At 45.6% G+C, this 22,887-nt stretch carries 19 protein-coding genes, 2 rRNA genes and 1 pseudogene (1 of these 22 running past the window's edge); 7 read left to right on the forward strand and 15 right to left on the reverse strand.

The window, feature by feature from the left end:
- The first annotated feature begins 274 nt into the window (after nucleotides 1-274).
- The 4 genes from M3I01_RS16095 (at nucleotide 275) to M3I01_RS16110 (ending at nucleotide 3,921) form a co-directional block, all read left to right on the forward strand.
- Entirely contained in the window at nucleotides 275-1,729 is a 1,455-nt protein-coding gene (locus M3I01_RS16095; protein ID WP_255896945.1) for a cytochrome ubiquinol oxidase subunit I, read from the forward strand.
- Entirely contained in the window at nucleotides 1,729-2,739 is a 1,011-nt protein-coding gene (gene cydB / locus M3I01_RS16100) for a cytochrome d ubiquinol oxidase subunit II (protein ID WP_255896946.1), read from the forward strand. Before M3I01_RS16095 ends, cydB begins: the two co-directional genes overlap by 1 nt.
- A complete protein-coding gene (locus tag M3I01_RS16105) occupies nucleotides 2,739-2,873 on the forward strand; it encodes a hypothetical protein (protein WP_024024091.1) in 135 nt (44 codons plus the stop codon). The genes cydB and M3I01_RS16105 overlap by 1 nt, the downstream gene beginning before the upstream one ends.
- Nucleotides 2,874-3,024: 151 nt before the next feature.
- Nucleotides 3,025-3,921 (forward strand): EamA family transporter, encoded by an 897-nt coding sequence (locus tag M3I01_RS16110; protein ID WP_255896948.1) that lies wholly within the window; start codon nucleotides 3,025-3,027, stop codon nucleotides 3,919-3,921.
- Nucleotides 3,922-3,949: 28 nt separating this feature from the next.
- On the opposite strand, the gene M3I01_RS16115 is transcribed toward M3I01_RS16110, so the two are convergent.
- The 10 genes from M3I01_RS16115 to M3I01_RS16160 form a co-directional block, all read right to left on the reverse strand.
- Nucleotides 3,950-4,780, reverse strand: coding sequence for an ion transporter (locus M3I01_RS16115; protein WP_255896949.1), 831 nt, complete (start codon nucleotides 4,778-4,780; stop codon nucleotides 3,950-3,952).
- Between the two features lie 122 nt (nucleotides 4,781-4,902).
- Nucleotides 4,903-5,178, reverse strand: a complete 276-nt coding sequence (locus M3I01_RS16120; protein ID WP_112136188.1) for a hypothetical protein — start codon at nucleotides 5,176-5,178, stop codon at nucleotides 4,903-4,905.
- A gap of 82 nt (nucleotides 5,179-5,260) precedes the next feature.
- Nucleotides 5,261-5,821, reverse strand: coding sequence for a mechanosensitive ion channel domain-containing protein (locus M3I01_RS16125; protein WP_255896950.1), 561 nt, complete (start codon nucleotides 5,819-5,821; stop codon nucleotides 5,261-5,263).
- Nucleotides 5,822-5,842: 21 nt separating this feature from the next.
- Nucleotides 5,843-6,730 (reverse strand): AEC family transporter, encoded by an 888-nt coding sequence (locus tag M3I01_RS16130; RefSeq protein WP_255896951.1) that lies wholly within the window; start codon nucleotides 6,728-6,730, stop codon nucleotides 5,843-5,845.
- A gap of 70 nt (nucleotides 6,731-6,800) precedes the next feature.
- Nucleotides 6,801-7,778, reverse strand: a complete 978-nt coding sequence (locus tag M3I01_RS16135) for a substrate-binding domain-containing protein (protein WP_255896952.1) — start codon at nucleotides 7,776-7,778, stop codon at nucleotides 6,801-6,803.
- 80 nt (nucleotides 7,779-7,858) lie between these two features.
- Nucleotides 7,859-8,653, reverse strand: coding sequence for an ATP-binding cassette domain-containing protein (locus M3I01_RS16140; RefSeq protein ID WP_255896953.1), 795 nt, complete (start codon nucleotides 8,651-8,653; stop codon nucleotides 7,859-7,861).
- Nucleotides 8,653-9,738: an ABC transporter permease gene (locus M3I01_RS16145; RefSeq protein WP_255896954.1), complete on the reverse strand. Its 1,086-nt coding sequence runs from the start codon at nucleotides 9,736-9,738 to the stop codon at nucleotides 8,653-8,655. Before M3I01_RS16145 ends, M3I01_RS16140 begins: the two co-directional genes overlap by 1 nt.
- A gap of 88 nt (nucleotides 9,739-9,826) precedes the next feature.
- The gene (locus tag M3I01_RS16150; RefSeq protein WP_255896955.1) at nucleotides 9,827-10,858 is read right to left on the reverse strand and encodes a sugar ABC transporter substrate-binding protein; all 1,032 of its coding nucleotides are present in this window, start codon (nucleotides 10,856-10,858) and stop codon (nucleotides 9,827-9,829) included.
- A 155-nt stretch (nucleotides 10,859-11,013) separates the two neighbouring features.
- On the reverse strand, nucleotides 11,014-13,542 hold the full coding sequence (locus tag M3I01_RS16155; protein WP_255896956.1) for a PAS-domain containing protein: 2,529 nt from the start codon (nucleotides 13,540-13,542) through the stop codon (nucleotides 11,014-11,016).
- Complete coding sequence (locus M3I01_RS16160; protein WP_255896957.1) at nucleotides 13,543-14,277, reverse strand: response regulator; 735 nt, start codon at nucleotides 14,275-14,277, stop codon at nucleotides 13,543-13,545.
- Nucleotides 14,278-14,387: 110 nt separating this feature from the next.
- Between M3I01_RS16160 and M3I01_RS16165 the strand changes: the two genes are divergently transcribed.
- A complete protein-coding gene (locus tag M3I01_RS16165) occupies nucleotides 14,388-14,684 on the forward strand; it encodes a 2Fe-2S iron-sulfur cluster-binding protein (protein WP_255896958.1) in 297 nt (98 codons plus the stop codon).
- Between the two features lie 48 nt (nucleotides 14,685-14,732).
- Nucleotides 14,733-17,252 (forward strand): ATP-dependent helicase HrpB, encoded by a 2,520-nt coding sequence (gene hrpB, locus M3I01_RS16170; RefSeq protein ID WP_275565193.1) that lies wholly within the window; start codon nucleotides 14,733-14,735, stop codon nucleotides 17,250-17,252.
- A gap of 7 nt (nucleotides 17,253-17,259) precedes the next feature.
- On the opposite strand, the gene M3I01_RS16175 is transcribed toward hrpB, so the two are convergent.
- Complete coding sequence (locus M3I01_RS16175) at nucleotides 17,260-18,267, reverse strand: phosphotransferase (protein WP_255896960.1); 1,008 nt, start codon at nucleotides 18,265-18,267, stop codon at nucleotides 17,260-17,262.
- 202 nt (nucleotides 18,268-18,469) lie between these two features.
- Here M3I01_RS16175 and M3I01_RS16180 point away from each other — a divergent pair.
- Nucleotides 18,470-19,424 (forward strand): annotated as a pseudogene (locus tag M3I01_RS16180) (IS30 family transposase).
- A 180-nt stretch (nucleotides 19,425-19,604) separates the two neighbouring features.
- Here the strand turns inward: M3I01_RS16180 and M3I01_RS16185 are convergent.
- From M3I01_RS16185 to M3I01_RS16200, 4 genes are all read right to left on the reverse strand, one after another.
- Nucleotides 19,605-19,943 (reverse strand): IS3 family transposase, encoded by a 339-nt coding sequence (locus M3I01_RS16185; protein ID WP_255896961.1) that lies wholly within the window; start codon nucleotides 19,941-19,943, stop codon nucleotides 19,605-19,607.
- A gap of 26 nt (nucleotides 19,944-19,969) precedes the next feature.
- Complete coding sequence (locus M3I01_RS16190; protein WP_255896962.1) at nucleotides 19,970-20,290, reverse strand: hypothetical protein; 321 nt, start codon at nucleotides 20,288-20,290, stop codon at nucleotides 19,970-19,972.
- A gap of 183 nt (nucleotides 20,291-20,473) precedes the next feature.
- Nucleotides 20,474-20,588: ribosomal RNA gene (gene rrf, locus M3I01_RS16195) — 5S ribosomal RNA — on the reverse strand.
- Nucleotides 20,589-20,805: 217 nt separating this feature from the next.
- A 23S ribosomal RNA gene (locus tag M3I01_RS16200) occupies nucleotides 20,806-22,887 on the reverse strand; it runs 816 nt beyond the window's last position.

The raw sequence follows: 22,887 nt of genomic DNA on the forward strand, positions 1-22,887 counted from the left end.
CAAATAGATAAAGACATTAAAAAATTGGCCTAGCGATTGCTATTAGATAAGCAACTTTATTGATCTATCTCAATACTTTCCTTATTAACGGAGTAGGCATTATGAATACTGGCTTTTTTATGACTGAAATCATCGCACTTTTTAGCATTGTGGGCTTGGCCTTATTTCCTTTAGCGTTACAGCAAATGCGCACGATTAGAATCAACAAGAACACTTAATGGTTTACAACTTATGCCTTTCACTCGTTTCTTCTGTTAAATAGGTTAATACTAAAATGGACCTCGACGTCGCTATCTTATCTCGTATCCAGTTCGCTTTTACGGTGAGCTTTCATATCATTTTCCCCAGTATCACCATTGGTTTGGCCACGCTGATCGCGATTTGGGAAGGTTTGTGGTTGAAAACTCATAACCCTTACTATTTGCAGCTCGCCAAGTTTTGGATCAAGCCTTTCGCCATCACCTTCGGCATGGGTGTGGTCTCTGGCATCGTGTTGTCTTACGAGTTTGGCACCAACTTTTCCAAATTTTCTGAAATCACCGGCGCAGTACTTGGACCATTGATGGCGTACGAAGTCTTAACCGCATTTTTCATGGAAGCCGGCTTCTTGGGTGTCATGCTATTTGGCTGGCAGCGCGTCGGTCGTAAGCTGCATTTTTTCTCTACCCTTGTGGTAATGACTGGTACTTGGATTTCTGCATTTTGGATCATTGCGGCGAACTCTTGGATGCAAACGCCAACCGGCTACAAGATCATTAATGGCAAATTTGAAGTCGAAAGTTGGATGGAAGTCATCTTCAACCCTTCTATGCCTTACCGTCTCACTCACATGGTCGTCGCATCGTTGATCACCGCGACCTTCGTGGTGGCTGGCATTAGCGCGTATTACCTATTGAAAAAGAAGAACATTCCTTTCGCCAAAAAAGGCTTATCCATGTGCATGTGGTTTGCCTTGGTACTCACGCCGCTGCAAGCGTGGATTGGCGACATGCACGGTTTGAACGTGCAAGAACATCAACCAACGAAACTCGCCGCGATGGAAGGCATTTGGCCAGCCGAAGAAGCAAACGTACCGCTGTTGCTGTTCGCGATGCCAAACATGAAAACCGAATCAAACGATTATGAAGTCGGTATTCCCAATCTCGGCAGTTTGATCTTAACGCATTCTTGGGATGGCGCGGTGCAAGGTTTGAAAGCCGTACCACCAGAAGACAGACCCAATGTGCCGCTGGTTTTTTGGTCGTTCCGCGTCATGGTGGGTATTGGATTTGGCATGATGGGCATCGCTGTTTTGGCGCTGTTATTACGCCGCAAAGGTCGCTTGTTCGAGAACAAACCCTTCCTTGCTTTGGTCACGCTATTTACTCCTATGGGTGTCATTGCGGTTCTGGCTGGCTGGTACGTGGTCGAGATCGGTCGGCAACCTTGGATCGTCTACAACTTGGTGCGTACTTCTGAAATCGTCTCGCCGTTACCGCCGGAGCGCGTGCTCTTTACTCTGATCATGTTTGTGATTATTTACAGTTTACTGATCGGCGTTTACCTCTACTTCATGCGCAAGCTAATCAAGAAAGGGCCGCCGTCAATGGCAGCGCTGGAGCAGCAACTCATCGGTATGAAAGCGCCGGGATACGCGTTGGCTTGGGTGAAAACACTGCAACATAAAGAACTGCAAACTAACGAACCACAATCTAACGAATCACAAAACAAAGCACAGGGAGATAAATAATGGATTTGGCTCTTTTCTACTTCCTTGTCTTAGGTTTCGCCATTTTTATGTATGTGTTGCTGGATGGCTTCGACCTAGGCATTGGCATTCTCTACCCTTGGTTTAATCAAGACGACGAACGCGACCACTTAATGCGTTCTATTTCACACGTTTGGGATGGCAATGAAACCTGGCTGGTGTTTGGCGGTGTGGTGTTATTTGCTGCGTTTCCGGCTGCTTACGCTGGTATTACGTCAACCTTTTATTTACCTATTATGCTAATGCTGTTTGCATTGATCTTTCGCGGCGTGGCGTTCGAATATCGCTTCAAATCCGATACATCTCGACCTTATTGGGATGTCGCCTTTAGCGCAGGTTCGGCAATCGCCGCGTTTTGCCAAGGTATGTTGCTGGGTTCACTCGTACAGGGCGTTCCAACCGATGTTGATAGCTTATCCAGTTTACATTGGTTAACGCCGTTTTCTATCCTCACGGGATTTTCTGTGATGGCAGGTTATGCATTATTGGCCGCATGTTACTTGTTCATGAAAAGTCGCGGACGCATTCAAGCCCACTCGGCCAAATTGGCTAAGCGACTCTTGCTCATCACTATTTTAGCCATGGTTATCGTGAGTTTATGGACCGTGGCCAGCCAAGTAGACATTCGTCAGCGCTGGTTTTCTGGCCTCAACTTCTTGTGGCTATCGCCCTTGCCAATTATCACCTTGGTTGTCGCCGTATTGGCGTGGAAAGACTTACACCATCATTCCATCGGAGAAAACCACCACGAGGGTCGACCATTTTGGTACGCCGCTACGCTCTTTTTACTTGGCTTTGCCGGTCTGGTTGTCGGGTTATTTCCTTACCTGATTCCAAGACAATTAACCTTTATGGACGCCGCGTCACCAGACAGCAGCTTGCTTTTCCTCTTACCTGGCATTTGTATTTTTGTGCCGCTGATTTGCGCTTACACCTTTTGGGGTTATCGCGTCTTTGCTGGCAAAGTAGAAGATTATCAGGAGGGATACTGATGCTAAAACGCCTCCAAGCTAAACTGGCCAAACTCAAATCATGGCAATGGTTTTTGCTTCTTTATTTAGCGGGCTTTGTCGCCGTGTTTTCAGCATCGTATGGCATTAAGTTATTGATGACGGGGTTGCCATAATCTCCTATTGCGCTATGTGGAACAGATCATTTTATGGTCTGTTCCAATCTGTGTCCTCCGTTCTTTCTTAATCTGTCCATGTGCAAGCTACCTTAAAACACGTAGAGTGATGAGCTTCTTTTTGCTCCAACATCACGGTTAAGGATTCACTATGATTCGCAAGGATATGTTTTTAGCGCTCATTATTATTGTGGCATGGGGCTTTAACTTTATTGTGATGCGCTGGGGGTTGGATGAGTTAACACCCATGATGTTAGGTGGCTTGCGATTCTTGGTCATCGGGATGATTGGCTGTTTCTTCTTTTCTCGTCCGAAAACACCGCTGCTTTGGTGTATTGGCTATGCCTTGTCGTTGAACTTCGGACAATTTGCATTTTTATTCAGCGCCATGTCGTTTGGTATGCCAGCGGGATTGGCGTCTTTGGTTCTACAATCTCAGGCCATTTTTACCCTGCTGTTTGCTGTTCTATTATTAAAAGAAGCGGTTCGTCCTTATCAAGTACTCGCCATCGGGATTGCCATTGGCGGCTTAGCGGTCATCGGTTTTGATAATGACGATTCCACCATGACGGCACTTGGGTTTGGTTTAACCTTAGCGGCGGGCTCTAGCTGGGCGCTGGGTAATATTTTCACCAAGATCATCAGTCGAAAAGGCTATGATGCCAATCTAAATCTCATCGTTTGGTCGAGCTGGGTGCCAGCGATTCCTTTCTTCTTATGCGCGTATTTTATCGATGGCGGCGACATCATGTGGAGCAATATCGTAAATTTGAACCTAAAAACCATGGCAACACTGGCGTATTTATCGCTGTTTGCAACCTTGGCAGGATACGGCTTATGGAGCTATTTATTATCTCGTTATCCGGCGGCAACCGTGGCCCCACTGACATTAGGCGTGCCTGTTGTCGGACTGACGTCGGCAGAAATTTTTCTGTCTGAAACGGTGAGTATCATGCAATGGACAGGAATTTTTATTGTCTTATTAGGCTTGATATTAAACACATTCGGCGGCCGCTGGCTAAAAAAAGTTAGCCAGCGGGACACTTAAATTTTAACGTAACTATTTGATGCGGTGATTATTCTCTCCGATCATTTTGCTCATCTATTTTATCGGCAAGACGAGCAACCTGTGCTTGTAACTCAGAGATTTGAGCTACCAATGCGTGATGGTTATTTTCTTGATTCTCATGCTCTTCTTCTGCGGTTTCTCGTGTCATTACATCCAGTACAACGCCGACCATCATGTTTAAAAATACAAATGCCGTTAAGAAAATAAAGATGATGTAGAAGATCCAGCTGAACGGATAGACTTCCATGGTTTCGTACATGACATCGGTCCAATCCTCGAACGTGGCCACTCGGAACAGTGTCAGCATTGAGATGGCGATGTCACCCCACAGCGTCTCGTTGACTTGATGGAAGAAGATAGAACCAACGGCGGCAAAAATATAGAAGATGATGAACATCAACAAGGCGATGTAGCCCATCTTCGGAATGGCTTTGAGCAAAGCGTTAATCAAAAAGCGTAAATCTGGAATGATAGAAACCAGACGCAAGACTCGGAACACTCGCAGTAAGCGTGCGACAAGAATCATCTCGGTTTCAGAAATCGGCATTAAGCTACCGACAACAATAACAGTATCAAAAATATTCCAAGGATCTTTAAAGAAATGACGTTTATCGTCGCAGGCTAGAAAACGCAAGCTGAGTTCGACAAGAAAGAAAACGGTAATGAAGTTATCTAAATAATTAATCGCTTTATCAATACCATAAGGCAAAGAATAGGTTTTGGCGCCAACCGTTAATGCGGCAACAATAATGATGCTGATGATAAAGCCTTGAAACCACGCACTGCGCTCGATGCGCTTCATCGTAGTAAACAAACTTTCAGAACGACTTGTTTCCATTACTTCTACCTAATATGCAAAATCGCGACAATAAATTCCTGACATAAAGACAGGTGCCGCCATATTAAGTTCATATCATTCAGAATAAAAGCAGAAGATTACCAGACAATAAAACTTACCCATTATGTACGTTTAACCCGCACGACCTTCATAATTTCGACTGGAATGCCTGCGACCATTTCTTGCGTTGGGTAGTAGGTTAAATTTACCCACGCACCGCGCAGGGTACGATATTTACCTTGTCGCTTAAAACGAAACGGGACGTCGTAGCCTTCTATCATGAGAGTGTGCAGTACCCAGTCTTCTTGGGGGCGCTGCGCATGGGATTTGACTTTAAGCGAATCCGAATGAATAAGCTTATCGTTATTTTTTAATAAGGCCTGCGGATCAGATTTCACGAGATACTCCCCTGTCGAAAATATGAACGCTTCTTAGTATGACACAGATCCGCTAAATCTTAAAAAGTTGATTGTTTTTCACTCAAACCGAAGGTGGCGTCGTTACTTCATCCTCTACTAGCTTAACGGTAAATTGACTCATCGCTTGGGCAGCTTCTTTATTCGCAAAGCGCACAACCGCTTTTTGCAATATCAGGCTATTTGGATAAGTTACTACGTCTCCCGATAATCGATGAATAATCACATGAAATGACGATATTTCAAGGATTTGACCTAATATTTCATCGTCCTTATCGACCACTTTCACCCAATCACCAACACGATAAGGAAAGCCGAAGAAGATAATTAAGCTGGCGGTAATATTGCTCAAAATTGACCACTGAGCAAATAACGCGACGCCAACTACCGCAAAAACAGACGAGAAAAAAATCGCCAATTGACCGTAACCAATGCCCAATACCAAACACACCAATAAAACGAAAACAGCGGTAAAGCCGAGGTTTAGCATCTTAGAAACATAAGTAATACGAACTTCATTCGCAGACTTTGAGCGCCCTAACAAAGCAACACTGGACTTCAAAAAACGCGAAAGAATGACGTACACCACCACCAGCAACGCGATTAAACCAATTTGTACCATCATACTTTTAACCCAGATAATTGTTTATAAAACATAAAACAGCACGCAAGGAATGATCCCTACGCTCATCAAATTACCAATCAGAACAATAGAGGCCACTTTATGAGGTTCTTGTTGATACAGTTCAGCTACCATGTAGTTGAGTATGGCAGGGGGTAAACAGGCAAATATCAACAAGTAACCAAAATATTCGGCTGGAATTCCTACGGTATATTGCCAAATAACAGCAATAATCAGGCCACTTAGAGGGCACAAAAAACCACTGATTACGCCAATTTTCCACTGACTAAAATCCACACTCGTCATACGCACACCGAGCGCGAATAACATCAGCGGGATCGCAATTTGTCCGAGCATGTCGACAGAAACCTTAGCCGCAGGCGCTAACGTCCAACCCTGAAAACTCCATACCAAGCCGAGCATCGTGGCAATCACCATCGGCATTTTGAACACATTTAGCAGGTTGGATTTCGGGTTAATCAAATACATGCCAACGGTAAAATGCAACAGGTTTTCCGTTAAAAACAATACTACTGCAATGGGCAAAGCCGATTCACCAAATGCCAGTATGATGAGAGGAATGCCCAAGTTCCCACTGTTATTAAACATCATCGGAGGGACGAGTGTTTTAGGCGATATCTTCAGCCATTTACACAGAGGCCAAATCAATAACCCAGACCCCAAGACCACGGCCGTCGCCGCCAGTATCAGATCTAAATATTGCGTAATATGAAAGTCTTTCGATGCCATCACTGAAAATATCAGCGCAGGACAAAATACGCTGATGTTTAAACGATTCGCAACCGTCATGTCCGTTGGCCGGACTCGCGCATACAAAAATGCCACCAACACGATGCTGGCTAAAGGAAAAACGGTATTAAAGATTTGTGAGAATAATGCAGATGTGTCCATTACTGGCCTCTATCAATGAAGGGCAATAGCTTAACGCCCTTATTCACAAAGACCAACAATGAAATACAGGTTAGTGTTTTTCGACCAAAACCGCGGGAATCAAAATAAACCGCTGTGGGACATCTCGCCCTTCTAACAAGGCCATACCAATTTCGATGGCTTTTTCTGCCATCTGAACAGGGCGCTGTACGGCGGTAGCAATCCAAGGATTGTTGGCTTGCTGTATAAGGTCAAGAGCAAATGGTGCACCATCCACAGAGGCTAATATAAACTCATTGCGGTTAGCTTGCAGAGCCGCGCGCAACGCACCAAAGGCCGTAGGGTCATTTATCGTAAAGACCGCATCGATGTGGTCATACTCTTCCATCAAATACGTCATGGCTTCCATTCCACCTTCAACACTGCCCGTGCCGTTCATACGATCACTTAACAAAGTTATATTGGGGTATTTATTCAATGCCGATTTACAGCCAGCAACCCGTTCAATGACGGAGGACACCAAGACGCCATTTATAATCACAAAATCGCCTTTATAGCCCATTTTATTCGCCAGCTTTTCACAAGCCACCACCCCCGCTTGCACGTTGTCTGTGGTAATCGTTGCGTCGGCGCCATGGGCATTCACATCGACTGCGATCACTTTAATACCAGCGCGTTGCGCTTTCGCCACCACGGCCGCCACCTTATATTCATCCGCGGCGGTTAACACGATCAAGTCGACTTTTTGCTCGATAAAGTCATTAATTTGACCAATTTGTCTCTGCCAATCGTACGCGTCTGAACGAATCAGCATTTTTACGGGCTCACCCGCCAACGCTTCTGCTTTTGAGGCGACGGTTTCAACTAACTCTACAAAATAAGGATTGCCCAAATCGGCGACACTGATCCCTATCGACTTAAGCGGCTGAGGTTCGGAGGATTGAGAAGACAAAGGAGAAAGCAACACAACCACAATAGAAGCGGCAACAACACTAGGCATAAAACGACGCGTCACCCAATGCTGGTGTACTTTATTGGCTAAGGTTGCCGTCCATTGTATAAAATTCATTGTACTTCCTCTAAGTGACAGCATAAAACGAGTCGCTATTCTACTCTGGCTAACAGCAGCAAGATAGCGCTATGACGGCCTTAAGCGGCTTCGCCTGAGCTCTCAACGTCCATCGCGCCAGTCATGATTGCTACGGCGTCTGACATGGAATGAGACTGAGGCGTTACAATTGCCGCCCGCTTACCCAACCGGTGAATATGAATGCGATCTGCGACCTCAAAAACGTGAGGCATATTATGGCTAATCAAAATAATAGGCAAACCACGGTCACGGACTTCTTTAATGAGATTCAATACTCGGCGAGATTCTTTCACACCCAACGCTGCCGTCGGTTCATCCATGATCACCACTTTACTCCCAAACAAAGCAGAACGCGCTACCGCCACCCCTTGACGCTGACCACCAGAAAGCGATTCCACAGCTTGGTTGATATTTTGGATGGTCATTAATCCTAATTCGGCCATTTTTTCGCGGGCACGTCGCTCCATTTCTTTTTTATCCAGCATGCGAAACACAGAGCCTAAAATACCGGGTTTTAGCAATTCTCGGCCTAAGAATAAATTGTCTGCGATGTTAAGAGCAGGAGACACGGCTAAGTTCTGGTAAACCGTTTCAATGCCCAAGGCACGCGCTTCCATCGGTGACGAAAAGCGTACCGGCTTACCGTCTAGAAAAATTTCACCTTCGTCTGGCGTCAGCGCGCCAGACAATGCCTTAATCAAAGAGGATTTACCGGCGCCATTGTCACCAATAATCGCCAATATTTCGCCTGGATAAAGCTCAAAATCAGCGTGGTCTATCGCCGTTACACTGCCATAACGTTTGACTAAATTCTTCGTTTGTAACACTGGGGTCTGATCGTATTGAGCTACCATTATGCTGTCCCTCTTCTGATCCACTGATCCACACCAACGGCGACAATAATCAAAATACCGACGGTGAATTCCTGCCATAGAACATCGACACCCGCGAGTGCCAAACCATTACGAAACACGCCGACAACTAAGGCGCCAATCAAGGTGCCATAAATAGAACCTCGTCCACCAAACAAACTACAACCACCAATCACCACGGCGGTAATACTATCCAAGTTTGTCGTGTAACCCGCTTGAGGACTGACCGAACCAATACGGCCAATCAATACCCACGCACCCAGCGCGCACACCACACCGGCTAAAATATAAACCGATAACAAAATACGATCGGTGCGAATGCCTGCTAACTTCGCCGCCGCTGGATCATCACCCGTGGCGTAGACATGACGCCCCCATGGCGTCCAATTCAAGGCGTACCAAATGATGAAAAAGATGCCTAACATCAATAGAGAACCATACGTTAATCTGGCACCAAACACGTTAATCGTTTCACCTAACCATTGTAGTAATGGCGCGGCGGCACTGATGTCTTGAGAACGAATGGTTTCACTCTTCGAATACCATAAGTTCAGTGCAAAAAAGACGTTCCATGAACCTAACGTGGCAATAAAAGGCGGCAGTTTCATACGCGTAATCAACAAGCCGTTTATAAAACCTGCAATCGCACCGACGCCAATACCTATCAATAAGGCAAGCCATGCTTCAAAACCATAATCCATCGCCATACGGCCCATCACTACCGATGCCAAGACCATGATCGCACCCACAGATAAATCGATACCCGCGGTTAAAATAATTAAAGTTTGTGCAACACCAATCACTCCAATAATGGTGACTTGTTGCAGTATTAAAGACAGGTTAAATGGGTGTAAAAAACGCCCACCAACGATCAAACTAAAGCCAGCAATCGCCAATATTAAAACAATACTAGGCGCTGCAATCGGGTATTGATGAAGAAATTTTTGAAAGCGCTGCAGGAACGTTTCCTTACGCTCAAATGTAGCAACATAGGTACTACTGGCTTGATCTGCCACTTTATCGTGATCAAGCGCCGCCGTTGAAGGCTTTGAATCGGTTGAACTCATAGATTACTCCAGACAGGAAAAAGGCCGTTAGCCACTTCTGACTAACGGCAAATACGGGCACCTTCGCCCATCTATCACAAGATATTCATTAGCCCCAGCACATCGCCAAACCAGTTTTAGACGTCACAGATTGAACGCCTTTCACTGGCTCATCCGTAATTAACTGAACGCCTGTATCGAAGAAATCTAGACCATTTGATGCAGAAGGACGTGAGCCAGATTTTGCAAACTCGACGATGGCCGTTACACCTTCTGACGCCATTTTAAGAGGGAATTGCATAGAGGTAGCGCCGATCACGCCATCTTTGATATTACGAACACCTGGGCAACCACCATCAACGGATACTATCAACACGTCTTTTTCTAGACCAAATGATTTTAGTGCTTCATACGCACCCGCTGCGGCAGGTTCGTTAATGGTATAAACCAAGTTCAGTTCAGGGTCTTTTTGAAGTAGGTTTTCCATCGCACGACGACCGCCCTCTTCAGAACCTTGTGTTACATCGTTACCCACAATACGAGGGTCAGTTTCGTCACCCATGCGCTTAGGGTCTTTAATATCAATACCAAAACCTTTCAAGAAACCTTGATCACGTGCAACGTCCACCGTGATTTGGCTTGTGCTTAAATCAAGCAAAGCAATTTTTGCGGTTTTGGCTTTATCGCCCATTTTTGCTTTCGCCCACATTCCAATCATTTCGCCGGCTTTAAAATTATCCGTCGCGAAGGTCATGTCTGCGGCACTGGCAGGACTAAGCGGTGTGTCTAACGCGATAACCAGCAAACCTGCATCACGTGCTTTTTGAATGGTAGGAACAATACCGGCGGTATCGCTTGGTGTAATCAGAATGCCTTTTGCGCCAGCGGATATTAAGTTTTCGATGGCTTGCACTTGTGATTCGTTATCACCATCATAGCGCCCCGCAAATGTACGCAACTCAACACCCAGCTCTTCTGCTTTTTGCTGGGCGCCTTCTTTCATTTTAACGAAAAATGGATTGGTATTCGTTTTGGTGATAAGACCAATGATGGGAGTTTCTGCGATAGCCACGGTAGACAATGTACCCGCCGCGACTAGACAAGCGAATGTTTTAAAAGGAATGCGATGCATGAATTTCATTGTTTTTTTAACTCCAGTTTTTTGTTTTTATTATCGGCAGTAACGCCATGACAAAACAGATCCAGCCCCGACTCTGTTTCTAACAAACCACTATGGAGATCAAAAACTAATGAATAATGTCATCCTTAATTTTTTTTTGTAACATTTGTAATATTTCAACGTTGTATCTGAAATATTCGACTTAACGCCTTGATAGTAAAAGGCTTTGAGATAAATAAATCATTTTCTTTTAACTGATATTTTTGCTTCAACTCATCTTTAGGTAAACCAGACATCAGTAATATTGGCCCCCTAAAGCCTGAAGTATCCACTCTAATATTGTGAGCAAGCTCTACTCCGCTCATGGTGCCTGCTAAGTTCACATCAGACACGATGGCGTCAGGAATAAGAGCGTTGTTTAGCGCATCGATCACGGCTTCTGCCCGGTCAAAATGCTGTACCATAAAGCCCATTTTTTCCAATTGCTCGCGCATCACACGACACACCTCTTCGTCGTCTTCTACTAACCAAACCACACTGCGTTCAGGCAGTAAGATTGTCTGTTGCTGTGTTTCATTGTCTTGAGATATTTCTTTATCATCAGATAACGCTTCTGTTGGCACTATTTGCTGAGGCAAAAACAAACAAACCCGTGTCCATTTTCCTTTCCCTGAGGTAACTTTTATTTCACCGCCACTTTGTTTTACAAAACCGTAAATCATACTCAACCCCAAGCCGCTGCCTTTACCCACTGGCTTGGTGGTGAAGAAAGGCTCAAAGATTCGCCCTATAACGCCTTCTGAAATACCTTCGCCTGAATCTTCTACTTGTATGCGAATCGCAGGAACCTCGCTGTCGGGCAAGGTACAGAGCGTAGTCGAAAAGGATAATCTGCCACCGTCAGGCATTGCACTCGCGCTGTTCAAAGATAAATTCAACAAAGCATTTTCAAGCTGCGAAGGGTCAATCAAACTCATAATATTAGGACACTGCAAATCGCTTTCAACATGGATGTGAGTGCCCACGCTGTACTCAACCAAGTCCAACATACCTTCAATTAAATCATCAACTCCAATGGTCACAGGGAAAAGTTGCTGCCGGCGGCTAAACGCCAGTAAACGTTGTACTAAATTACTACTTTTCTCCGACACGACGAGCGCACGCTCTATGTATCTGGCTTGATCGCTGGTCTGTGGTCGTGAGTCTGACAACATTTGTAAGTTACCCATAATCGCCGCCAATAGATTATTAAAATCATGAGCGACGCCACCGGTAAGTTGTCCAAGCATTTCCATTTTTTGTGCCTGACGCAGTTGGCTTTCTACACTCTTACGTTCTGTTAAGTCCGTGTAGAGCGTCACAAATCCGCCTTCTGGCATAGGTTTGGAACGGAATTCGACAATTTTTCCGGAATCGAAATGACGCTCAAAGCTTTGAAAACGCAGATGACGCGTGACATTCACCTCGTCCATATGAACTTGCTGATTTTCGAGATTGAGGTTTTTATGCTGACCACGGTTAATCAAATGTTGAACGTCATCAATCGACATACCAACACTCAAATCGTCATCCGATAAATCAAACAACTTTTGATAACCCGAATTCCAAGCGACCAGCGTGCCTTTTGCTGAAAACACACTTAAGCCATCGTTCATGTTATCGAAAATGGTTTCCAGTAGCCGTTTTTGCTCTGACAACTCTGCGGTCACTTCCAAACGCCTTAGGGCGTCGCGGCGAAAGACTTCGAATGTATCTGCTAAAGTACCGATTTCATCATGCCGGCGTATGGCGGTGCGTTTTGAATCTACGCGCCCTAAAGACAGCTGTTCCATGTCATTGGTAACCACTCCCAAATCCTTTGTCATACGCTGACTGTACAAATACAACCGAGTCAGACCCAACAAAAGAAAGACAGAAATACCTATAATCCAATTTTGCCCTCGGGTTACCAACGCAGAGACGTCTTGGCGCTGACGACTTACTTTTTTCTGTAACCCGCCCACGAAGTCACTAACCTGTTCACTTAACTGCTCAGATTTAGCACGAATAGAAATGAGTAAGTAATTTTTGCGCTCTTGGATTTGAGTTAAACGACGGTGAGCCATTAATAAGTCATCGGTAATGCTCGACACTTGGCTACTTTGCGTCGACAGATTTAAGCTTTTCACCATGTTCTCCGGCACCAAACTAGGCGACTCTAATAACTGCAGCAACCAAATTAAACCCTGTTGGCTGTTTACACTGGCGGCCTCATCAGAGGGTGACAATTGCCGTATACGAAACTGCTGAGCCAAGCTGTCTTCACGCAGATACAACTCTTCTCTTACCAAGGCTACCAACTCTTCTAAAGTCGTTTGCAAATCATCTAGACGGTCGTCAATATCACGCTGAAAAAAAGAATCGGTCAAACTGTCGGCAACGCCACGTAATTCAAGAATACGACGATGAATGCGTTCGGACTCTGTTTGTAACTGGAACGGGCGGCCAGATCCGGCCGTGTATGGCGCAATGGCGGCTAATTGAGCAACGCCTTCGGCTAGGGTCAATGAGGTACTGATTTCAGGTAAGATTTTCGATTCAAATTCGGACAAAGACGCTTCACTGACTCGCATGGATTGCCAGCCGATACCAACCATAAAAAACGCCACCACACTTATCGCTAAAATAGACAAAGATGCTTTTTGACGGATACTGGTAAAGCGCATTTAGTTTTTCCGTACTGGGCCTTGGAAGAAGTACCCAAGTCCACGTTGCGTCTTAATAAATTCGGGGGTTTTCGGATTTGCTTCTATTTTTCGGCGCAGTCGTAAAATCAATACATCCACGGTACGGTCAAACACCTCAGTGTCCAGACCTCGGCTTTTTTCTATCAGTTGTTCACGGGAAAAAATCCGATCTGGATGGTGCGCCAACACCTCCAACAAAGAAAACTCACCTAGAGTTAAAGTCACACACTTACCGTCTTGATCATGTAAGAGGCGAGCGGTTAAGTCCAATACCCAACCGCCAAAGTTCAAGCAGTCATGATCTTGATTGATGGTATTAGTCAAGGCTGGAGATGCGTGATAAGCGCGACGTAATAAGGCGTGAATCCGAGCCGTTAACTCTCGTAAATTAAACGGCTTCATCATGTAATCGTCAGCGGCCAACTCAAGCCCTAAGATACGATCGGTTTCATCGCCTTTGCCTGTCAACATCATGATTGGCATAAGGAACCGCGCTCGAACATCGCGAGCAAGGCTCAAGCCGTCTTCTTCTTGGAGATACAAATCCATCAACACCAAATCAATAGGTTCCGCGTCTAAATGAAGCCACATCTGGTGACCATTTTCAGCTTCCCGTACTTGATACCCTTTTTGTGATAAGGCATCACATAGAAGCAGGCGAATATCTTGATCATCATCGACAACCAATAACGTTTTTTTATTTTGCTCTGTCATTGTCTACGTTTGAACCCATTATTGTTATTATTCGGCGTGTATCAGACTACCGTCGCCCTATTAATATCATGGTAAAGTTAATGGAAGATTAACAGAAGGAAAAACGTCTTGTGCAAAAGAAACGTATCAAACTGTCTTTTTTAGAGCCCGAGCAATGGGTTGTCAGCGAGCAAGGCGAAACGATACTGGATACCTTGGTAAGAAACGGAATACCCATTAAACAAGCCTGTACCAACGGTGTATGTGGCGTCTGTCTAACGCCGTTACTTTCTGGTGACGTTGATTACGCCAATCGATTGCCCCGCGGCCTCAATGAAAAAGAAAAAGAAAGCGGCTACTTTCTGCCTTGTATCTCAACATGCAAAACAGACATTTGTATTGGTAAACCAAAAGTGACGCTGCGCTAAAGTACGGAAAAACGCTATCATAGGCGCAGTATATTAATGAGCGGCCTTATGTCTAACGAATTGCCTATCTACCAACTGATTCCCGACCTAAAGCGTCAACTCAGTCAATCGCACGAAGCCATTTTGGAAGCCGCACCCGGTGCAGGTAAAACAACGGTGGTGCCACTCGAGCTAATGCAAGAAACGTGGTGTAACGGTCGTAAAATTATCATGCTAGAGCCTCGACGTTTGGCCGCCAAAACCGCAGCAAAACGCCTCGCTGATTCACTACAAGAGCCGCTTGGCGAACGCATTGGTTATCGAATTCGTCATGAGGGCAAAGAAAGTAAAAACACCCAAGTGCTTGTCGTCACCGAAGGCGTATTAACCCGCATGCTGCATGACGACCCAAGCTTAGATGACATCGCGTTGGTCATCTTCGATGAATTCCATGAACGCAACCTTCATTCTGATTTGGCATTTGCTTTGTGCTTACAGGCAAGGGAGCTTTACCGAGACGAAGACCCGCTAAAACTATTAGTCATGTCGGCCACATTAGACACGGACGTACTGGAAGCCCGACTTAACTGCCCAACACTCACCAGCAAGGGCCGAAGCTTTCCAATCACAACCCATTATGGCAACAAAGCGCTCAAAGCGTTTCAAGTCACCGACGAAGTTGTGCGGCTCACTTGCCAAGCCTTCAATGAAGAAACTGGCAGTTTCTTGGTGTTTCTACCGGGGCAAAAAGAAATTCGTCAAGCGGCAAGCAAACTGCAACAACAACTCGGCCATCATCCTGATTTAAGCATTCTGTCGCTATATGGCGAGCTCAGCCTAAAAGAACAAGAGCAGGTCATTCAACCAGTGGTTGCGCCAGCGCGTAAAATTGTTCTCGCCACGGCGATAGCGCAAACCAGCTTAACCATTGAAGGCATTCGAGTGGTGGTCGATAGTGGCCTGAGTCGCGAAGCGCGTTTCGATGCCAATACCGCCACAACACGATTACACACTCGTCGAGCAACTCAAGCGGAAACCACGCAGCGAATGGGCCGTGCAGGCAGAACGGAAGAGGGTATTTGCTATCGTTGGTGGAGCGAAGCACAGCAATACCAGCTGGCGCCGCAAGCCCAACCTCAAATTGAAATCAGTGACTTAAACTCCCTCGTGATGGACCTCGCCAAATGGGGTGTTCAAGCACGTTTGGAACTGGATTGGATCACGCCTCCAACTGAAAGCCACTGGCAGCAATCGGTGGACTTGCTAACAAAGCTGTCGGCGCTTGATCCTAAGGAAACGCTACAGCTCACCCCGCTTGGTAAACACATGAGTGAACTTGGCATTGAGCCGAGACTGGCTCGGCTTTTGATTGAAGGGATAAAAAGAGGTAATGGTCAGGCCGCTGGAGCCGTGTGCGCCATTCTGTCGGAAGGTGACCCGTTCACTCAACACAACAGCTGCCTAAGCGATCGACTCGCATGGCTTAACGGCACGTTGTCTGTAAACAGCAAACGACCCAAACCAGTTTATCAAAAAGCACGACAACAATGGCTTCAGCGCAGTCAAAAAATCTCGATTCAACACAAGATCACACGTGATAATTCGAACGATATAGCGCCTCTGCTCATCAGCGCGTTTGCAGACCGCATCGCTCTACGAGTCAATCAAGACAACGAAAGAGTACGCTACAAGTTGACGAACGGTCGTATGGCAAGTTTGGATATTCAAGATCCATCGGCTCAAGAGCAGTGGCTAATTGTATTAGACATTGGCGGTCATCATGGCCAAGAAGAAGACCGCATTTTTCTGGCTCATCCAATCCAATTAGGCACAATCGAAACCGATTTTTCATCTCTAATAGAAACCAAGCAGCACCTGACATGGTCAAAAAAAGACGCGCGTTTATTAAGTGAATCGCAACGATGGATTGGCAAGTTATGCATTGATAAACAAAAGAGTAACAAACCATCAGCAGCAGATATTTGCAGAGCGATCTTCGTCCATATTCGTCAAAATGGTTTGTCCGTTTTACCTTGGGATGATGCAAGCGAACAACTGCGGGCTCGCATTCAGTTTGCTTTTACGCATGACAAAAGTACGCAATGGCCAGATTATTCTGATGACGCGCTACTGGCTGGGCTAGAAAATTGGTTGGCACCATACGTTGGAGCCATTGCAACACAACAAGCGATGAACAAGCTTCCTTTGGCGAGCATTCTGCTTAACCGGTTAGATTGGAATCAGCAACAAGCACTAAATAATAACGTCCCAGCTCGACTCAACATCGCGTCGGGAGCCAGTCACAGCATTGATTACAAAGAGCAGCCGCCAACGCTGCGCGTAAAGCTGCAAGAAATGTTTGGCACCACGACTCACCCGACGTTTTTTAATCAAACCATTCGTATTGAACTATTATCACCAGGACAACGACCCTTAGCCGTAACTCAAGACTTAGCTTTCTTTTGGAAAGAAGTTTATCCAGAAGTTAGAAAAGAAATGCGCGGTCGTTATCCCAAGCACCCATGGCCCGAAGATCCTATGAGTGCTCAAGCGACAGCAAAAACCAATCGAGCATTAAGGTCGTCTTGAATAGGCATTAGGCATTTCTCAATTGCTGTAGCGCTTGCTCGGTTAGCTTTTGGCTGAGAGGGGTATTCTTCGCATGAGTTGGGCTCCAGCCCATAATGAAGCGATGGAAGTCTGCCCAGGCAATCACAAACAATGTTTGCCACTCTTCAATCACCTCTTGGGCAAAAGCCTGAGATTCACCTTGAGCCATTAACTCCCGCCCTAGCTCGGAAAAATAATGATCCAGTAAATAAGGTAAGTTTTCGGCCAGCGCTTTTTCAGGTAGAGCACTGCCTAAGAGATAAGCCAAATCCTGTACGCCAGTACCACCTCCAACGTATTGAAAATCCACCGCGGCGACTTTTTCTTCTTGTGTAGAAAAACAAAAATTCGCGACCTTCGCATCGCCATGAACCAGTGTTTTAAAACGAGCTTCATCAAGGCAATGAGACAAGGCGGCTGCAGATGACTTCAACTCACCTTCTTCCATCGCCATCCATTCTTCTTGACGTGTGTCTAAATGCCAATAAGTGCCTTTTCTCCAAAGCCCTTTAGGCCAATCAGAAGCGGGGGTTTGATGAATAAAACCAGCGTGAAAAGCAGCAAGCCAGTTAATACAAGACAACAAATGTTGATCGTTATCAGTGTCGTATCGCGCAGCATAACCCGACGCGCCTAAGTCTTCTAATAAGGTCAAACGCTGGCCGCTTTGCTTATCAAAATAAACGCCATGACAATGCGCTACTTGAGCAGATTCAAGACAACGAAAAGCCCAATCTTGATACCAACACTGCTCCACTTCATAAGAACGTATTTTTCGGTTATGCGCGTAATCTGACTGCCAGCCACGAGGGTGGTTTATAGAAACGGGGAAGGTGCAATGTTTGGCAATAATATAAGAGGAAGACTGAAAACCTTGATCACCAATAGTATAGCGGGCGATTTCACCATAACCGCTCCATAAAGATTGAATAACTTCTTTATGCTCAACAAAACTTACTTGACACTGCCGCTTTATAAAAATTTCAGGGGTCATAAGTTAAAAACTTGAATTTATTACATAAATTAACAAAAAAAACATATTTTCATAACTCAGTCACTATTTTCATCATGTATACCCGATAACACTATGGTGTAATTTAAAATACAAATTAGACCGACACACTTGCTATAGATAAGAGAGTCAGTTGCCTATAGAGGCTTCGAGTTCTCACACAATCCACCAAGGTCGTCCAAAAATGAACGACCAATATAAGCAACTAACGCTAAAAGAACGATACCAGATTGAAGGTCTAAATGAACTAGGCTTTTCGGCAGAGTCATCGCAAAAAAGATGAAGCGAAACAATAAAACGATTGCTCGTGAACTGAGACGATGCCTCAATAGTAAATATTGTGCTGAGACAGCCCACACTCATGCCGCCATGATTAGAGCTCAGGCTCGCAAGTTTACAAAACGAAGTCAGGAATTGATCGATAAAGTAGAAGGCTCACTCAAATTGAGCTTCACTCCAGAGCAAATTGCAGGACGGCTAGCCAGAGAGATACCAACACTAAAAGTCTGCTGCAATACAGTCTACAACATTGTGTTTGAGCAAAGGTGGAGCCATAAATTGGCAAGACAAGGAAAGCGCTATAAACCACGCAAAGACACGACGGCAGGCGCTCACTTAATTCCTAACCGAGTCGATATCGACCAACACCCCAAGCAGGTTGATGATAAAAAAGAAATAGGTCATTGGGAAGGAGACACTGTCTACGGTCAAGACGGTTACTTAGTAACGTTAACGGAGCGAGTAACAAAGCTCTTATTGACCTGTCGTGTTAAGAACAAGACGAAAAAATTGGTTTCTAAAGCCATTAAAAAGCTGTTAAAGCCTTTTAAGCATGTTTGTCATAGCATCATGTTTGACAATGGAGGCGAGTGTGCCACCATCAAAGTATTGCCAAAGTACTAAAATGTAAAACCTACTTTGCTAAACCTTATCACTCATGGCTACGAGGTCTCAATGAAAATACCAATGGTCTGTTGAGGTGCTTTTATCCTAAGGGATTCGCCATCGGTCAGCTGACAGAACAGGAGATTGCAGACACTCAAATGCTAATAAATTGTAGGCCGAGAAAATCGCTGAACTATCTCACACCGATTGAAGTATTATTAAATAAGCGTGCGCCACTTATTGCTGCAATCTAGGGCCCACTTCAGAATGAACTGAGCTTTTTTGTGCATAAAAACAAGGTTTATCCCCAGATTAGCAAGAATACATAGGTTGTACTCGCTCAAGCCTAATCTGACAGTTACTCCATTTTGAACAAGTGTCTTTTTCAAGCTGGCGGCAAAACGTATTCTAGGCATTCAACCAGCTGCAATACATCAACGGATATTGATATCCGTCGGATTGAACGCTCTTTGTAATAAGTGTGGTGTCGTGGGTTGCTCTTCACCCATTTTATAATAATGTGGTTTCTTCGGTCTTTTCGCGACCAACCCCAGTGTTTTCATTAATCTAGCCGTTTTAAACACACCAATTTTAAACAATGCTTTTCTCAAGTCGATGACCAAGCGTCGCTTTCCATAAGAATGAAGAGACTCTTCAAATATCTTCACCATTCTCTGCTTGATGTCCTCATCTTCAGGGCGAACCAAAGATACGTAGTAATAGTTCGACACAGGGAGGTCAAATAATCGACATGCTCTCTGAATGGCTATCAAGGGCTCTGCCTTGATCAATTGTCGAATCACTTTAAGTTTGGATTGTCGCGTATGAACAAGGCGGTTGCTTTTTTTAACAGGCGTACATCCTCTCTTGATTCTGCCAACTCTTTTTTGAGTTCTTCTATTAGCCGTTTATCTGCGTCTAAAGGGATCTTATTTTGAGTGAATTCGCCGCGCCGCTCATCTAAATACTGTTTTTTCCAACGAGCAACGGCTGTTGCTCCCGCTCCCGATATGTCCATAATCTGCTGGTTAGAATAGTGCTCTTCTACCATCAATCTAGCATATTCACATTTTTGTTTGGGCGTGTAATTTAGTCGTGTTTTTCGGGTTGTAATGGTCATGGTCTACTTCCTATATTTTAGTGAATTATAGGCTATAGGACTTTCTAGAATCATTAGACCATTACAATTTTTATGTTCCAGCACCAAGGCTGACGACGCCTTCCCTGATCACTTTTCTTAGCCATTTATTTCAGCCAAAAAAAAGCCCTGACAGCGTTAGCTATCAGGGCTCTCTTAATTTAAGCTTGACGACGACCTACTCTCACATGGGATCTCCCACACTACCATCGGCGATGGCGCTTTTCACTTCTGAGTTCGGGATGGGATCAGGTGGTTCAACGCCTCTATGATCGTCAAGCAATTCTGCTGCGTTCGTTCCGGTGGTGTCTTTAGATGATAATGTCTATCCTCTGTTTCTTCCCACCAAAACACGCGAAGACATGCTTGGATCTTTAACAATTCTTTTTTGAAATAACAATAATCAAGGTTAAACCGATGTTCATCATTGCTGATGTGTATCGTAATCTGTGTCTGTGTTTTTAAAGTATTATTCTTTAAAACCACTTTGGTGTTATATGGTCAAGCCTCACGAGCAATTAGTATTGGTTAGCTCAATGCCTCACAGCACTTACACACCCAACCTATCAACGTCCTAGTCTCGAACGGCTCTTTAGGGGACTTATGTCCCAGTGAGATCTTATCTTGAGGGAGGCTTCCCGCTTAGATGCTTTCAGCGGTTATCCCGTCCGAACGTAGCTACCCGGCAATGCCACTGGCGTGACAACCGGAACACCAGAGGTTCGTCCACTCCGGTCCTCTCGTACTAGGAGCAGCTCCTCTCAAATCTCAAACGTCCACGGCAGATAGGGACCGAACTGTCTCACGACGTTCTAAACCCAGCTCGCGTACCACTTTAAATGGCGAACAGCCATACCCTTGGGACCGGCTTCAGCCCCAGGATGTGATGAGCCGACATCGAGGTGCCAAACACCGCCGTCGATGTGAACTCTTGGGCGGTATCAGCCTGTTATCCCCGGAGTACCTTTTATCCGTTGAGCGATGGCCCTTCCATACAGAACCACCGGATCACTAAGACCTACTTTCGTACCTGCTCGACGTGTCTGTCTCGCAGTTAAGCGTGCTTTTGCCTTTACACTCTACGCATGATTTCCGACCATGCTGAGCACACCTTCGTGCTCCTCCGTTACTCTTTGGGAGGAGACCGCCCCAGTCAAACTACCCACCACACAGTGTCCTCGATCCAGATAATGGACCTGAGTTAGAACCTCAAACATACCAGGGTGGTATTTCAAGATTGGCTCCAATAGAACTAGCGTCCTATCTTCAAAGCCTCCCACCTATCCTACACAAATAGGTTCAAAGTTCACTGTGAAGCTATAGTAAAGGTTCACGGGGTCTTTCCGTCTAGCCGCGGATACACAGCATCTTCACTGCGATTTCAATTTCACTGAGTCTCGGGTGGAGACAGTGTGGCCATCGTTACGCCATTCGTGCAGGTCGGAACTTACCCGACAAGGAATTTCGCTACCTTAGGACCGTTATAGTTACGGCCGCCGTTTACTTGGGCTTCGATCAAGAGCTTCGCTTGCGCTAACCCCATCAATTAACCTTCAAGCACCGGGCAGGCGTCACACCCTATACGTCCACTTTCGTGTTTGCAGAGTGCTGTGTTTTTAATAAACAGTCGCAGCCACCTGGTATCTTCGACCGACTAGTGCTTACGGAGCAAGTCCTTCACACCGGCCGGCGTACCTTCTCCCGAAGTTACGGTACCATTTTGCCTAGTTCCTTCACCCGAGTTCTCTCAAGCGCCTTGGTATTCTCTACCTGACCACCTGTGTCGGTTTGGGGTACGGTCAATGTATATCTGAAGCTTAGAAGTTTTTCCTGGAAGCATGGCATCAACCACTTCGCCCAAAAGAGGGCTCGTCATCAGTTCTCGATCTTCCCACTAAAGGGAGGTGCCCGGATTTGCCTAAGCACCTAACCTACCGCCTTAAACACAGACAACCATCGCTGTGCTGGCCTAGCCTTCTCCGTCTCTCCATCGCAATATACATCGGTACAGGAATATTAACCTGTTTTCCATCGACTACGCATTTCTGCCTCGCCTTAGGGGCCGACTCACCCTGCCCTGATTAACATGGGACAGGAAACCTTGGTCTTCCGGCGGGGGAGTTTTTCACTCCCCTTATCGTTACTCATGTCAACATTCGCACTTCTGATACCTCCAGCCTGCCTTACAGCTTGACCTTCAACGGCTTACAGAACGCTCCTCTACCATGCCTAATAAATTAAGCATCCGTAGCTTCGGTGTACAGTTTGAGCCCCGTTATATCTTCCGCGCAGGCCGACTCGACTAGTGAGCTATTACGCTTTCTTTAAAGGATGGCTGCTTCTAAGCCAACCTCCTAGCTGTCTAAGCCTTCCCACATCGTTTCCCACTTAACTGTAACTTTGGGACCTTAGCTGACGGTCTGGGTTGTTTCCCTTTCCACGACGGACGTTAGCACCCGCCGTGTGTCTCCCGTAATTGCACTCATTGGTATTCGGAGTTTGCATGGGGTTGGTAAGTCGGGATGACCCCCTAGCCCAAACAGTGCTCTACCCCCAATGGTGAGATACGAGGCGCTACC

Source organism: Marinomonas maritima (genome assembly GCF_024435075.2).
GTDB classification, from domain to species: domain Bacteria; phylum Pseudomonadota; class Gammaproteobacteria; order Pseudomonadales; family Marinomonadaceae; genus Marinomonas; species Marinomonas maritima.